This window comes from Amycolatopsis sp. WAC 04182 (genome assembly GCF_003947465.1).
Classification (GTDB): Bacteria; Actinomycetota; Actinomycetes; order Mycobacteriales; family Pseudonocardiaceae; genus Amycolatopsis.
Window position 1 is genome coordinate 1,185,770 of the sequence record NZ_QHJJ01000002.1, and the last position, 13,493, is coordinate 1,199,262.

Here is a 13,493-nt window from a genome sequence, read left to right on the forward strand (position 1 = left end):
CGCGAAGGAGGGACACCGTGTTGTTCGGCGATGTAAGCGAGGAATTGGCGCGACGCGTGGTGGATGCCCTTCGCCACGTCACCGACTTCGAACCTCCGTCCGCGCTGGTGCGGGTCTCCGCCCAGGCCGGCGTCGACTACCAGTGCGATCTCGCGATGAGTCTGGGCAAGCGGCTCGGCAGGCCACCGAAGGAGATCGCCGCCGGCATCGTGGCGCGGCTCGACGTCGCCGACCTCACCGAACCACCCGAGGTCGCGGGTCCGGGCTTCCTGAACTTCACGCTGCGCTCGTCCTGGCTGGCAGAGCGGACGACGGCGCTCAACGGTGACCCACGCCTGGGTGTCGCGGTGACGCCACGGCCGCGGCGGATCGCCATCGACTACAGCAGTCCGAACGTGGCGAAGGAAATGCACGCCGGGCACCTCCGGTCGACCGTCATCGGTGACGCGATCACACGGCTCGCGCGGTTCGCCGGGCACGAGGTCATCCCGCACAACCATCTCGGCGACTGGGGTACGCCGTTCGGCATGCTGATCGAGCATCTGCTCGACGAGCGCCCGTCGGGTCCGTACACGATCGGCGATCTCAACGGCTTTTACCGGGCCGCCCGGACGAAGTTCGAAAGCGACGACGACTTCGCGGGCCGGTCACGGAACCGTGTGGTGCTCTTGCAAAGCGGTGACGACGAGACTTTGTCGCTGTGGCGGCGCCTGGTCGACGAGTCGACACGGCATTTCACTCAGGTCTACGAACTCCTCGGCATCGACCTGACCGGTCAGGACATCTACGGCGAGAGCTTCTACAACCCGTTTCTCGCCGACGTCGTGGACGATCTGACCGCCGCCGGGCTGACCGAGATCAGCGATGGCGCGATCTGCGTCTTTCCCGACGGTTTCCGCAACCGGGAAGGCGATCCGCTGCCGCTCATCGTGCGGAAGCGGGACGGTGGATACGGCTACGCGGCCACCGATCTCGCGACCTTGCGGTACTGGACGGAGCAACGCGATGTCACGGACCTGCTCTATGTCGTCGGTGCGCCGCAAGCGCAGCACTTCGCGATGGTGTTCGCCGTGTGTCGGGCCGCCGGGTGGCTCCGCGACGCGCATCGGGCGGAGCACATCGGGTTCGGTTCGGTGCTCGGTGAAGACGGCCGTGCCATGAAGACCCGGGCGGGCGAGTCGGTCCGGCTTTCCGACCTGCTCACCGAGGCGGTCTCCCACGCCGCCGAAGTGATCGACGGCCGGGGCGACCTCTCCCCCGACGTGCGGGAAGAGGTCGCCAAGGCGATCGGGATCGGCGCGCTCAAGTACGCCGACCTCTCCGGCGATCGCGAGCGTGACTACGTCTTCTCCTGGGACCGGATGCTCTCCAAGACCGGGAACACGTCGGTCTACCTCCAGTACGCCAACGCGCGGATCCGTTCCGTACTGGCGAAGGCGGACCAGGACCTCACCGGCGTGCGGATCCTGCTCGGCCATCCCGAGGAACGGGCGCTGGCACTCGCGCTGGCCCGCTTCCCCGAGGCGGTCGGCGCGGCGACCGCCGGGCATCTCCCCCACAAGCTGTGCACCTACCTGTACGAAACCGCCGTCGTGTTCTCGCGGTTCTACGAACAGTGCCCGGTGCTGGGCGCGGAAGGTGCCGGTGTCCGCGACTCTCGGCTGCTGCTGGCCGAGCTCACCTCGAAGACGCTGACGCTGGGTTTGTCCCTGCTCGGCATCTCCACCCCTGCCCGGCTATGAGTCGCCGTGGTCGCTGAAGACCTTGCGCTTCAACGGAGGGACCGCTTGGAAGAAGCGGAACATCCCTCGTGCCATCGTGCGGCCCGTCCGGTTCTCCGACACGAACTGCCGGGCGCTGCGTTCCGAGTCGCGCACCGCCGCGAAACCGTAGTCCCGCATCCGCTGCTCGTAGTCGGCGACCGCGGAGCGCACCGCGCCGGTCTTCCGTGCTTCGACGAGGTTGCGGCACAACAGTTGCGCGTCCCGGAGGGCGGTGTTCGCCCCGATGCCGCGGAACGGGGTCATGCTGTGGATCGCGTCGCCGATCAGGGTGACGTTGCTCGTCGGCCAGGGAGCGACGGGCTTCGACGTGAAGATCGGCAGCCGCGACACCGACCCTTCAGGTGAGCCGGCGACCAGTTCCTTGAACGCGGGAGCCCAGCCGTCGATCAGGTCCAGCACCAGGGAGCGCAGAGCCGACCCGGTCAAGGACGACAGGTCGTCCGGATAGCGCCGGCTGTCCGCCGCGAACGCCCACATGACGTAACTCGAGGTGTTGTCGAACAGGACAGGGTCGTATTCGGCGGTCTCATCGTCGACCGACGAGGCGCCGCTCAGCTCGTGTGGCGCGCTGAACAGGCCCGCGCCGGTGCGTGGCATCACCATGCTCGGGCCGTCGGTGAGCCGGGACGGCAAACGCTTACGGGTCTCGCCGGTCAAGGGATGCTTGCCCGCGATCGCGATGATCCCGGTGTCGACGCGGTCGGCTTCGGGCAAGAACTGTTCGCGCACCCGGGAATTGGCCCCGTCGGCGCCGACGACGAGGTCGGCCTCGACGCTGCTGCCGTCGGCGAACTCGCAGACGACCACCTCGCCCTCACGCCGGTAGCCGACGAACTCCTTGCCGTGGTGCAGAACTCCGTCGAGCCCGTCGGACAGCACCTGATGGAGGCTGATCCGGCTGACCGAGTGGTGGTTCGACGCGGGATCCGGGCTCGACGTCAGCTCGCTGTCGATCACCATCAGGTCCCGCAACTGCTCGGTGACGAAGGTGAACGGTCCGCTCGTGGTGCCCGTGGTGTCCAAAAAGCGTTGCCAGAGCTCAGGCGGCAGGCATTCGTGCAGTGCGGCCGAACCGTGTGGATTGATGTGCACGCGATAGCCCTGCAGGCGTTCGGTCCGCGTGCGGCTGCGCTCGTGGACGGACACGTCGATCCCCGCCTTGCGCAGCCCCTGCGCCAAGCAGAGCCCGCCCGTTCCGCCGCCGATGATCGCGATTCTCGTGGTCACGGGTTTCTCCTCTCTCCGCCGACAACTATCAACCAGACGGATAATAAAGTCAACCATACGTTTGAAAGAGTCAGCGGCTAAGCTGAACCCATGTCCGAAGCCGCCCCACGCAGCCCTCGCCGCGCCCCCGTCGAACGCCAGCGCGATCCCGAGCGCACGAAGAAACAGCTCTTGGAGGCGGCGAAGGACGAGTTCGGCGCGAAGGGGTACGCCGCGGCACGCGTCAGCGAGATCGCCGCGAAAGCGGGCGTGAACAAGCAGCTGATCTCGTACTACTTCGGCGGCAAGGAAGGGCTGTACAACGCGCTGACCGCGACGATGTACGACGACTACGCCGCGGCCTCCGACCACGACAAGCCGTTCGCGGAGGTCGTCCGGTACTTCGTCCGATCGGGGGTCCGGGATCACGCTCTCGCCAAGCTGTTCGTCTGGGAGAACCTGACCGACGGCGCTCCCGACGCGGTGGGCGTCGAGGGCCAGCGCGGATTCCTCCAGCGGCAGGTGGAGTACGTCCGGGCCCGGCAGGCCGCGGGCGACTTCCCCGCCGACCTCGACCCGGCCTTCCTGCTGGTGATCTTCATGGCCGCGTCCAGCGCCGCGCTGACGCTGCCTCGCGTCGTACGGGCCGTCTCGGGCCAGGACCCCGCGTCGTCCGAGTTCGCCGAGGCCTACGGCGAACAACTGGCACGACTCGTCGGTCACCTCGCCGATCCTGGGAAGCGGTAGCAAAGGTCCCCCGCTGCCGCTTGAACCTTTCGGGCCCCCGCCGGACTAGAGAGGGCACGAGGAAGAGGGGGTGGCCGGTGGGACAAGCGAGAGACGCCGACTTCAGCGAGTACTTCGCTGCCCGTGTGCAGCGGTTCCGGCGGCTGGCGTTCGGCATGTGCGGCGACTGGCACGGCGCCGAGGATCTGGTGCAGGCCACGTTCGTCCAGTTGTACCGGCGTTGGCGGCGGGTGCGGCCGGACACGGTCGACGCCTACGCGCGGCGGATCCTGCTCAACCTGTTCCTCGGCCGGAAGCGAAAACACCGCCGGGAGCTGGTGACGTCGACGCCTCCGGACCGGGCCGCGCCCCCGGGCTACGACAGCCACGATCGGATCGATCTCGAGCGGGTGCTCAGCGGCCTGACGCCGCGTCAGCGCGCGATGGTCGTTCTCCGCTTCCTCGAAGACCTCTCGGTCGCCGAAGTGGCGTCGCTGCTCGGCGTCGCCGAAGGCACCGTAAAGAGCCAGACCGCCCGGGGGATCGAAGCACTGCGCGCCGTCCTGCCCTCCCCGACGAGCAAGGAGTAGTCATGGAAGACCAGGACGTCCGCTCCGCGCTGAAGGAGTACGTGACCGAAGCGGAGCCACCCGTCGGGCTCACCGGCGACGGCGTGCTCGCCGCGGGCCGCCGGTCACGACGGCGCCGCCTGACGACGGTGGTCGCGGCGGTCGCCTTGGCCGTGGCGGGTTTTCCGGCGGGAACCGCGATCATCGCGCTTCCCGATCGGGACGACCCGGCCGCGGCTTCACCCTGCGGCGCGAAATCGCCTGAGGAAACGACTGAAGCGGTGAAGGCCCGGCTCACTTGCGTGCTCGAGGCGGCGGTCCGGGCCCGGGTCACGCTCGGCTCGGACACCCCGTTCGAGCTGAAAGCCATCCCGATCGGCCAGGGGAACGGCTACCACCTGGTGTATCCGGTTCGCGACGGATCGCTGTCCGTGACCGTGCTGCCCAACAACGGAACGCTGCTCTCCACGGGGATGGCCTGCCGCGGGCTGGATCCGGCCCCGGCCACCTGCTCGGCGAGCCTGATCGACGGAGGGACCTTGGTCGAGACGACGACCAAAGAGAACGACGGTCACCTCACCTACGGGGCGGCCTACCAAATCGAGACGGCGATCGTGGAGGTCTCCACCGACGGCGGCGACAACGCGCGGCCGCCCCTGAGCGAGGCCCAGGTCCGCGAAATCGCTCTGACCCCGGGCCTGGTGCCCTAGCGGCGCAGCGGGACGAGGTCGTCCGCGTGGACGACCTCACGGCGTTGTTCCGCGGGGAGGTCGTGGCTGGAACGGCCGATGAGGTCGGGCAGTTCGCCCGCGTCGAAGGCCACGACCCCGCGCGCCACGGTCCGCTGCCGAAGATCGACCAGGTCGACGACGTCGCCCGCCTGGAAGTCACCGTCGACGCCGGTGATCCCGGCGGCCAGCAGCGAACGGCGGCGGCGGACGACGGCCGCGACCGCGCCGTCGTCGAGGTGCAGTTTCCCGGACGCGCCCGCGGCGTAGCCCAGCCAGAACCGGCGGGCCGACAGCCGGGAGTCGGCGGCGGCGAAGGCCGTCCCGACCTCGGCGGTGGTGAGGGCGCGCGCTGCCTCGGAAGCCGCGGCGAGCAGGACCGGGATCCCGGCGCCGGCGGCGGTGCGGGCAGCGGCGAGCTTCGAGACCATGCCGCCGGTGCCGAGCCCGGAGCTCGACATGCCGACGGTAATGCCGTCCACATCGGACTCCCCGGCGACTTCGGCGATCTTGCGGGTCGCGCCGTCACGGGGATCCCCGTCGTACAGACCGTCCACATCGGACAGCAGGACGAGCGCGTCGGCGCCGATCAGATGGGCAACCAGCGCCGCCAGCCGGTCGTTGTCGCCGAAGCGGATCTCTTCGGTGGCCACGGTGTCGTTCTCGTTGACCACGGGAACGGCACCGAGGGCCAGCAGCCGGGTGAACGTGTTCTGCGCGTTGCGGTAGTGCGCACGACGCACGACGTCGTCCGACGTCAGCAGAACCTGGCCCACCGTAAGGGAGAACCGGCCGAACGACTCGGCGTAGGCATGGGCCAGCGCGAGCTGGCCGACGCTGGCCGCGGCCTGCTGGGTGGCGAGGTCACGCGGCCGTTTGCCGAGCGAGAGCGGCGCGAGTCCCGCGCCGATCGCCCCCGAGGACACCAGCACGATCTGCGTGCCGCGGGAGACCCGCTCGGCGATCGCGTCCACCAGTGCGTCCAGCCTGGCCACGTCGAGGCCGTCGCCGGCGGTGGTCAGCGCGGAGGAACCGACCTTGACGACCACGCGCTTCGCGCCGGCGATCGCCACCCGGGTTGAGCTCACTCGTCGTCCATCTCGTCTTCGTCTTCGACGCCGTCCGGACCGTCGCGGCGGATCCGGCGGGCTTCCTTGCGCTCGGCGGCACCGATCCGGCTGGTGTTCTCCAGCCGTACGTCCGTGCCCCGGCCCGACAGGTGCACCGCGACCCCGGCCGGGGTCGACGGCTCCCATTCGAACTGGACGTCGCCGATGGTTACGGGGCTGCCGGGTACGGCGCCCTTGCGAGCCAGCGCCTCCTCGACGCCGAGCCGCTGCAACCGGTCCGCGAGGTAGCCGACGGCCTCGTCGTTGCCGAAGCTCGTCTGGCGGATCCACCGCTCGGGACGGACACCCCGGACGATGAAGGCGCCTTCCTCCTCAGGGTCGTGCTCGACGGTGAAGCCCGCGTCGTCGACGGCCATCGGGCGCAGCACGACCTTCGCCGGCTCCGGGGCGGGCTGGTCGGCGCGGTACTTCTCGACCACGGCGGCGAGCGCGTAGGTCAATTCCTTGAGTCCCTGTCGCGTCGCCGTGGAGATCTCGAACACACTGAGTCCGCGGGCTTCCAGGTCGGGGCGCACGAACTCCGCGAGTTCGGCGGCCTCCGGGACGTCGATCTTGTTGAGCACCACCACGCGGGGCCGGTCGGCGAGGTCGCCGCCGAGACTCGGCGTGTAGCGGGCGAGTTCCTCTTCGAGGGCGTCCATATCGGACAGAGGGTCGCGTCCGGGCTCCAAGGTCGCGCAGTCGATGACGTGCACCAGCACCGCGCAGCGTTCGATGTGACGCAGGAAGTCGAGGCCGAGGCCCTTGCCCTCGCTCGCGCCGGGGATCAGCCCCGGGACGTCGGCCATGGTGAACACGGTCGAACCGGCGGTGATCACGCCCAGGTTCGGCACCAGCGTGGTGAACGGGTAGTCGGCGATCTTCGGCTTGGCTGCCGACAGCACCGAGATCAGCGACGATTTGCCCGCGGACGGGAAGCCGAGGAGACCGACGTCGGCGACCGAGCGCAGCTCCAGGACGAGGTCACGGGACTCCCCCGGCTCGCCCAGCAGCGCGAATCCGGGCGCCCGGCGGGCCTTGGAGGCCAGCGCGGCGTTGCCGAGACCACCGCGGCCGCCCTGCGCGGCGACGAAGGTGGTGCCGGGGCCGACCAGGTCGGCCAGGATCTCGCCGTCCTCGGTCATCACGACGGTGCCGGACGGGACGCGCATCTCCAGCGTCTCCCCCGCCGCACCGGCGCGGTTGCCGCCCTGGCCCAGCTTGCCGTTGCCGGCACGGGCGTGCGGGCGGAAGTGGAAGTCGAGCAGCGTGTGGACGTTGGGATCGACGACCAGCAGCACGTCGCCGCCGTTGCCGCCGTTGCCGCCGTCCGGGCCGCCGAGGGGCTTGAACTTTTCGCGGTGCACCGAGGCGCAGCCGTTCCCACCGTCACCGGCGGCCAGATGGATCACCGCTCGGTCCACGAACCGGGACGCCATGACTTGCCTCTATTCACTCGCGAAAGAAAAGGGGGATATATAGAACAAACGAGGGGTGGGCCCGGATATTCCGGCCCCACCCCTCGTCAGAGGTTCTAGCTCGAAGCCGAAATTCAGGCTTCGGACGGCACGATGTTGACCGTCTTGCGGCCACGCTTCTCGCCGAACTGGACCGCACCGGCGGCCAGCGCGAACAGCGTGTCGTCGCCGCCACGGCCGACGTTCACGCCGGGGTGGAACTTGGTGCCACGCTGGCGGATCAAGATCTCGCCCGCGTTGACTTCCTGGCCGCCGTAGCGCTTGACGCCCAGTCGCTGCGCGTTCGAATCGCGACCGTTGCGGGAGCTGGACGCACCCTTCTTGTGAGCCATGGCTCAATCCTCTTTCTGACGAAGATCCGGAGAAGTCCTACTTGGAGATGCCGGTGACCTCGACGCGGGTCAGCTTCTGCCGGTGACCCTGGCGCTTGTGGTAGCCGGTCTTGTTCTTGAACTTGTGGATCCGGATCTTCGGACCCTTGGTCTGCTCGACGACCTTGCCGGTGACCGAGACCTTCGCCAGCGCGTCGGCGTCCGTGGTGACGTCGCCACCGTCCACAAAAAGGACTGCGGGGAAGGTGTGCTCGGTACCCGGCTCGCCTTCGAGCTTCTCGACCTCGACGACGTCGCCGACGGCCACCTTGTACTGCTTGCCGCCAGTCTTGACGATCGCGTACGCCGACACGGAAGTCTCCTGCTTACTCGACAACGGGTGGGGGCTTGCGTGACCCGGCCCATCAAGAAGTCTTGGTGGGCAGATTCTGCGCAAGGTGCCCGCCGCTAAGTGGCGGGCCGCTCTATAGGTTACGTGGGGCTCCCCGGTGCGATCACACCGGGGTGCCTCACGGTGTTCACTAGCTCTTTTCCGACGCCTTGACCGGCGGACCGGCAGGCCGCGAGGCCGCCCGCCGCGGACGACGGCGGGTCGTGGAACGCACGGCCGGGGCCGGGACGTCCACCTCGGGCTCGGTCTCCTCCTTGGCCGCCGGGGCCTCGGGTTCGGAAACCTCTTCCGTCACAACGGTCTCAGCGGTCACCGGAACCTCGGGTGCCTCGGGCTCCGGGCCGGATTCCGCGACGACGGCGATCTCTTCTTCACGCACGGCCGGGGCCTCGTCGTCCGAGGTCGTCACCGGCTCACCGGCGAGTTCGGTCGCCGGTGCTTCGGTGACCTGCTCCGGAACCGGCTCGGAAGCCGCCTCGGCCGCCTGTTCGACCGTCGCGTCGGCGACGGGCTCCGAAACCGCCGTCACCGGCTCAGCGGGCTCCTCAGCCGCCTGCGGGGCGTGGCCGTTGAGCGCGGCGCCCTCGACGTTCTCGGTGGCCTCGTGCGAGTGCTCGCCCTTGGCCGCCTTGGTGGCGTTGGCCACGGCCTGGACCGCCGAAACCACCGATTCGCGCTGAGCGGGCGCCGGCGGCGCCTCGACCTTGGCCGCGGCGGGCTCGTTCTGGCCCTGGTCCTCGCCCTTGCCCCGGCCGCGGGACCGGCGGGAGCCCTGCTCCTTGCCGCCACCGCCACCGCCGCCGCCGTGGTTGTGCCCGTTGCCGCCGCCACCGGTGCGCTGCGGCTCGGTCGAGACGACCACGCCGCGGCCCTTGCAGTGCTCACACGGCGTCGAGAACGCCTCGAGCAGCCCGGTGCCGATCTTCTTGCGGGTCATCTGCACCAGGCCGAGTGAGGTGACCTCGGCGACCTGGTGACGCGTGCGGTCGCGGCCGAGGCATTCGGTCAGCCGGCGCAGCACGAGCTCACGGTTGGATTCGAGCACCATGTCGATGAAGTCGATGACGATGATGCCGCCGATGTCCCGGAGCCGGAGCTGGCGGACGATCTCCTCCGCCGACTCCAGGTTGTTCCTGGTCACCGTCTCTTCGAGGTTGCCACCCGATCCGGTGAACTTGCCGGTGTTGACGTCGATGACCGTCATCGCTTCGGTGCGGTCGATGACGAGGTAACCGCCCGAGGGCAGCCAGACCTTGCGGTCCAGCGCCTTGGTGATCTGCTCGTCGATCCGGTGGTCGGCGAAGGCCGAACCGGTGCCCGTGTACCGCTTGACGCGATCCGCCAGGTCCGGCGCCACGTGCTGGACGTAGTTGTAGATGGTGTCCCAGGCCTTGTCGCCCTGGATCTCCAGCTTGGCGAAGTCCTCGGTGAACAGGTCGCGCACGACCTTGACCAGCAGGTCCGGCTCTTCGTAGAGCATGACCGGCGCGCTGTTCTTCTTGCCGCCGTTGCCCGCTTCGGCCTTCTCCTTGATGACGTCCCACTGCGCCTTGAGGCGGCGGACGTCGCGGTCCAGCTCCTCCTCGCTGATGCCTTCGGACGCGGTGCGGATGATCACACCGGCGTCCTCGGGGACGATGCGCTTGAGGATGTCCTTCAGACGGCGGCGCTCGTTCTCCGGGAGCTTCCGGGAGATGCCGGTGGCGCCGCCCGCGGGCACGTAGACCAGGAAGCGGCCCGGCAGCGAGATCTGTGTGGTCAGCCGGGCGCCCTTGTGCCCGACCGGGTCCTTGGTGACCTGGACCAGCACGGAGTCGCCGGTGGAGAGCGCCTGCTCGATCTTGCGGGCCTTGCCCTCGAGACCGGCGGCGTCCCAGTCGACCTCACCGGCGTACAGCACGGCGTTGCGGCCGCGGCCGATGTCGATGAAGGCGGCCTCCATCGACGGCAGCACGTTCTGCACGCGGCCGAGGTACACGTTGCCGACGATCGAACCGGTGCCCGACGAGGTCACGAAGTGCTCGCACAGGACGCCGTCCTCGAGCACGCCGATCTGCGTGGAGTCACCCTTCTCGGCGACGACCATGGTGCGCTCGACCGACTCGCGGCGGGCGAGGAACTCGGCCTCGGACAGGATCGGCGCCCGACGGCGGCCGGCCTCGCGGCCGTCCCGGCGGCGCTGGCGCTTGGCCTCGAGCCGGGTCGACCCGCGCACGCTGCGGACCTCGTCCCTGGCGGGACGCTCGGTCTCGGCGGCCTTGGCCTGGCGCACGTGGACGACCGTGTTGGGCGGGTCGTCGCTGGTGGTCTCGGCGTTGTCGTCGTCCCCGCCCTTGCGACGGCGGCGACGGCGGCGACGCTTGCTGCCACCGTCCGAATCGCCGTCGTTGTCCGAATCGGCCTCGGTGGACGCCTCTTCGGCGGTCTCGCCCGCGGCCTCTTCGGTCTCGGCGGCCTTGTCCTTCGCGCGCTGCTGACGGTTACGCGGGGCTTCGGGCTGCTCGTCTTCGTTCTCGGACTCGGCCGAGTCCGAGCTCTCGTCGCCGCCCTTGCCCCGGCCGCGACCACGACGTCCACGACGACGGCGGCGACGGCCGTTGGCGTCGTCACCGTCCTCGTCGGTGCCGTGACCTTCGGCCTGCTCGGTCTGGGTCTCGTCCTCGTCGGAGGCGGTTTCGTCGGTCTGGGTGAAGGCCGGCTCCGGCTTGCGGGCGGGCTTCGCCGCGACGGGCTCCGGCGGCAGGAACACCGGTGACGGCGCGGCGAACACCGGGACGTGCACGGCGGCCTTCGCGGGCCTGGTCGACGGCTGCGGCGGCTCCGGCGTCACCGGGGCGGCGAGCGCGGGCGGGACACGCCGCGAAGGGGCCTCCACCTGCGGAGCGGGCTCCGGCTCGGCCTCGGGCTTCACCTCGGCCTTGACCTCGGGCTCGGGAGCCGGGGTCTCGGCGACGGGTGTCGTTTCGGGCTCGTCTCCGCCGGCGAGGGCTTCGGCGAGCTTGTGCGCCACCTCACGGGTGACGCTGGACTGCGCGCTCCGGACGGTTTCGCCGAGCTCACCGAGCTTGGCCATCAGTTCACGGCTGTTGGATCCCAGCAGCTTCGCCAGCGCGTGCACCCGGATCCGGGGAGGCAGTTCGCCCAGCCGGCCTGCGGTGGGTGTGGCGGTATTCCCGCCGGTGACGGCGGGTGTGTCCGCGTTCGACATATATCTCCTCCGCCCCCGGGCGCGTCGGCTGGCTCTCACCGGCTCGACGCGGCCGCGCAGGGGCCCCTTTCTGTTCGTTCCGCCGTGGTGGTCACCAGCAGCGGGAATCCTTGCCCGGCACCGCGACGGCGCCGGGGTTGTCCGGGCGCCGCGTACGGCTGAAGGTCTGCTCGGCGGAGCGCTGGCCACGTTCGCGACATCGGGCCGCCCGCCACGTCGTCGAGCCGCATACAGCGGCGACGCGTGTGGAGGATGTGCAGCACACCACCGGGCCACGAGACCGCGAGCGCCACCTCTCACGTGTGCCCGTCGGCCAGCGGCCACCGCGAGTATCCCACACACCGGCCCCACTCCGGTGTACTCGGTGCCACAGAGCCTGCTCCCGGGCGCGCCGCGGGCACCGGCCGAGCGAACTTCGCGGAAGAGCTTGTCGACCCGGCCGAGGGTGGCTAGCGTGCCGCTCGGGGGGTATCGAAGCCCAGGCGGCGGTGGCCCCCGTAGTCCTCATGTTCTCCGGTGGGAGGTCCGGTGTCCCTGCTGGGGCTGTCCCTGCGAGCGGCCGTGTGCGCCTTGGTGGCGCTCTGCGGCTCGGTCGCCGCTGTGGCGACGGCGGAGGCCGAGCCCTCGTGTCATCCCCAGGGACGGGCGCTGCGTTACGTCGTCGCCTTCGACAAGGGCACTTCCGAGTCCGAGGCCAGGGCCGCCATCGCCGACGGCTGCGGCAGCACGACGACCTACTATCCGCAGATCGCGGTGGCCGTGGCGACCTCCGCCGACCATGCCTTCGCCGGCCTGGTCCGGCCCGCCGCCGCGTTCAGCGCGCAGGCGGAACGGCTGGCGGTGCAGCGGGCCAACGGCACGTCACCGGCCAGGTCCGCACCCGCTCGCGCCGAACTCCAGCCGACGGATCCGGCGAAGGTCCCCTCGGCCGACCGCACCGGCGAGCAATGGGACATGCGCGCGATCGGCGCCGACAGGGCCCGCGTGATCGAGCCCGGCGACCGGGACGTCGTCGTCGGCGTCCTCGACTCCGGCGTCGACCCCGCCCATCCCGAACTGGCGAGCGCACTCGACCCCGAGAAGTCCGCGGGCTGCCTGACCGGCGTGCCCGACCGCAACTGGGCCGCGACGACGTCGGTGCACGGCACCCACGTCGCGGGGATCATCGCCGCGGCCGACGACGGCAAAGGCGTCACCGGGGTGGCGCCCGGCGTCCGGATCGCCTCGGTGAAGGTGATCGACGACCGCGGGTACGCCGACCCCGAAGCCGCCGTCTGCGGGCTGATGTGGGCCGCCTCACAGGGCATGGCGGTGACGAACAGCAGCTACTTCGTCGATCCGTGGTCGCTCTCGTGCGCCCACAACGACGAACGGGGCGTGGTCAACGAGGTCATGGCCCGCGCCGTCGAGTACGCGACCTCGGCGGGCACCCTCAGCATCGCGGCGGCGACCAACGAGGCCGCCGAGCTGGTGCCGTCACCGCGCTCGGGCGCCCGGTCCGGCTCCGACGGCTGCCAGGCGCTGCCCGCGGGCCTGCGTGACGTCGTCGCGGTGTCGTCCGTGAGCGAAGAGCGGGTCAAGGCCGGATACAGCTCGTACGGGCTGGGCGTGATCGACGTGACCGCTCCCGGCGGCGAGGCCGGGCAGTGCGTGCTCTCGACCGTTCCCGGCGGGTACGCGCCGCTGTGCGGGACGTCGATGGCGGCGCCGCACGTCGCCGGTGTCGCGGCGTTGCTCGCTTCGAAACACCCCGGCTACAGCGCCCGTCAGCTGAGGCGGACGCTGGACGCCCAGGCCACCCCGATCGCGTGTCCGGCCGACTACGACCTGACCGGTGACGGCTCGCAGGACGCGTACTGCACCGGCTACGCGGGGTTCAACGGCTTCTACGGGCACGGGATGGTCGACGCGCTGGCCGCGGTGGCACCCCGGCGGACCGGCGCGAACCCGGCCCGCTGACCG

Annotated in this window: 11 protein-coding genes; 5 read left to right on the plus strand and 6 right to left on the minus strand. The window is 70.2% G+C overall.

Annotated elements, in window-relative coordinates:
* Positions 1-17: 17 nt before the first annotated feature.
* Entirely contained in the window at positions 18-1,742 is a 1,725-nt protein-coding gene (gene argS / locus DMH01_RS12825) for an arginine--tRNA ligase (protein ID WP_125676254.1), read from the plus strand.
* Here argS and DMH01_RS12830 read toward each other — a convergent pair.
* Positions 1,737-3,011: an NAD(P)/FAD-dependent oxidoreductase gene (locus DMH01_RS12830; protein WP_125676255.1), complete on the minus strand. Its 1,275-nt coding sequence runs from the start codon at positions 3,009-3,011 to the stop codon at positions 1,737-1,739. The genes argS and DMH01_RS12830 overlap by 6 nt on opposite strands.
* 90 nt (positions 3,012-3,101) lie before the next feature.
* Here DMH01_RS12830 and DMH01_RS12835 point away from each other — a divergent pair, with 90 nt between their 5' ends.
* The 3 genes from DMH01_RS12835 to DMH01_RS12845 all read left to right on the plus strand — a co-directional run bounded on the left by DMH01_RS12835 (position 3,102) and on the right by DMH01_RS12845 (position 4,995).
* A complete protein-coding gene (locus DMH01_RS12835; protein ID WP_125676257.1) occupies positions 3,102-3,737 on the plus strand; it encodes a TetR/AcrR family transcriptional regulator in 636 nt (211 codons plus the stop codon).
* 77 nt (positions 3,738-3,814) lie between these two features.
* Entirely contained in the window at positions 3,815-4,306 is a 492-nt protein-coding gene (locus DMH01_RS12840) for a SigE family RNA polymerase sigma factor (RefSeq protein ID WP_125676259.1), read from the plus strand.
* A gap of 2 nt (positions 4,307-4,308) precedes the next feature.
* The gene (locus DMH01_RS12845; protein WP_125676261.1) at positions 4,309-4,995 is read left to right on the plus strand and encodes a hypothetical protein; all 687 of its coding nucleotides are present in this window, start codon (positions 4,309-4,311) and stop codon (positions 4,993-4,995) included.
* Here the strand turns inward: DMH01_RS12845 and proB are convergent.
* From proB to DMH01_RS12870, 5 genes are all read right to left on the minus strand, one after another.
* The gene (gene proB, locus DMH01_RS12850; RefSeq protein ID WP_125676263.1) at positions 4,992-6,101 is read right to left on the minus strand and encodes a glutamate 5-kinase; all 1,110 of its coding nucleotides are present in this window, start codon (positions 6,099-6,101) and stop codon (positions 4,992-4,994) included. The two genes, DMH01_RS12845 and proB, sit on opposite strands and share 4 nt — an antisense overlap.
* Complete coding sequence (gene obgE, locus DMH01_RS12855; protein ID WP_125676265.1) at positions 6,098-7,561, minus strand: GTPase ObgE; 1,464 nt, start codon at positions 7,559-7,561, stop codon at positions 6,098-6,100. The genes proB and obgE overlap by 4 nt, the downstream gene beginning before the upstream one ends.
* A gap of 113 nt (positions 7,562-7,674) precedes the next feature.
* Complete coding sequence (gene rpmA / locus DMH01_RS12860) at positions 7,675-7,932, minus strand: 50S ribosomal protein L27 (protein WP_003067129.1); 258 nt, start codon at positions 7,930-7,932, stop codon at positions 7,675-7,677.
* 37 nt (positions 7,933-7,969) lie between these two features.
* Positions 7,970-8,284 carry a 50S ribosomal protein L21 gene (gene rplU, locus DMH01_RS12865; protein ID WP_005158538.1) on the minus strand — a complete coding sequence of 105 codons (315 nt, stop codon included), beginning with the start codon at positions 8,282-8,284 and terminating at the stop codon, positions 7,970-7,972.
* A gap of 169 nt (positions 8,285-8,453) precedes the next feature.
* Complete coding sequence (locus tag DMH01_RS12870) at positions 8,454-11,531, minus strand: translation initiation factor IF-2 N-terminal domain-containing protein (protein WP_125676267.1); 3,078 nt, start codon at positions 11,529-11,531, stop codon at positions 8,454-8,456.
* Positions 11,532-12,059: 528 nt separating this feature from the next.
* Here DMH01_RS12870 and DMH01_RS12875 point away from each other — a divergent pair.
* Positions 12,060-13,490, plus strand: coding sequence for a S8 family serine peptidase (locus DMH01_RS12875; protein WP_125676269.1), 1,431 nt, complete (start codon positions 12,060-12,062; stop codon positions 13,488-13,490).
* Positions 13,491-13,493: the final 3 nt, after the last annotated feature.

What these genes read in the sequence shown, in the direction of transcription:
- DMH01_RS12835 (WP_125676257.1), top strand. Translation starts at nt 3,102, where the DNA reads ATGTCCGAAGCCGCCCCACGCAGCCCTCGCCGCGCCCCCGTCGAACGC.
- DMH01_RS12845 (WP_125676261.1), top strand. Translation starts at nt 4,309, where the DNA reads ATGGAAGACCAGGACGTCCGCTCCGCGCTGAAGGAGTACGTGACCGAA.
- obgE (WP_125676265.1), bottom strand. Translation starts at nt 7,561, where the DNA reads ATGGCGTCCCGGTTCGTGGACCGAGCGGTGATCCATCTGGCCGCCGGT.
- rpmA (WP_003067129.1), bottom strand. Translation starts at nt 7,932, where the DNA reads ATGGCTCACAAGAAGGGTGCGTCCAGCTCCCGCAACGGTCGCGATTCG.
- DMH01_RS12870 (WP_125676267.1), bottom strand. Translation starts at nt 11,531, where the DNA reads ATGTCGAACGCGGACACACCCGCCGTCACCGGCGGGAATACCGCCACA.